The following is a 446-nucleotide window of genomic DNA, read 5'->3' as shown; positions in this document are numbered from 1 at the left end:
GGAAGCGGGCGAGCACCGCGTCCCCGGCGGGCCCGACGTACCGTACGGCGCCGGCGCCGCCCCGCAGGGCTCCGGCGACGGCCAGGACGGCCGCGCCGGGGTAGCGGGCGGAGCCGGCCGCGATGCCGACGACGCCGCGCCGGTACTTGTCGCTCTCCGCGCCGGGTACGGGCAGCAGCGCGGCCACGTCGGCGTGCTGGAGCGCCTCCAGTTCGGCTTCGCCGGGCAGGGCGAGGCCGATGTCGACGAGCCGTACGGAGCCCGCGTACTCGCGTGCCGGGTCGACGAGCAGGCCCGGTTTGTGGGTTCCGAAGGTGACGGTCAGGTCGGCGCGCACGGCGGCGCCGTGCACCTCGCCGGTGTCGGCCTCGACGCCGCTGGGCAGGTCGACGGCGACGACGGCGGCGCGGGTCTCGCCGACGGTGTCGACGAGGGCGGCGGCGTCG

At 78.3% G+C, this 446-nt stretch carries 1 protein-coding gene; it reads right to left on the bottom strand.

Annotation, left to right across the window (positions count from 1 at the left end; genetic code table 11):
• Nucleotides 1–446, bottom strand: a 446-nt coding sequence (locus tag HO151_RS02100; RefSeq protein ID WP_302479532.1) for an NAD(P)H-hydrate epimerase, incomplete at both ends; no start/stop codon positions are given.

Source organism: Streptomyces sp. 8P21H-1 (assembly GCF_013302945.1).
The sequence above is the reverse complement of the archived record's forward strand: the minus strand, read 5'-3'. Positions and strand labels throughout refer to the sequence as shown.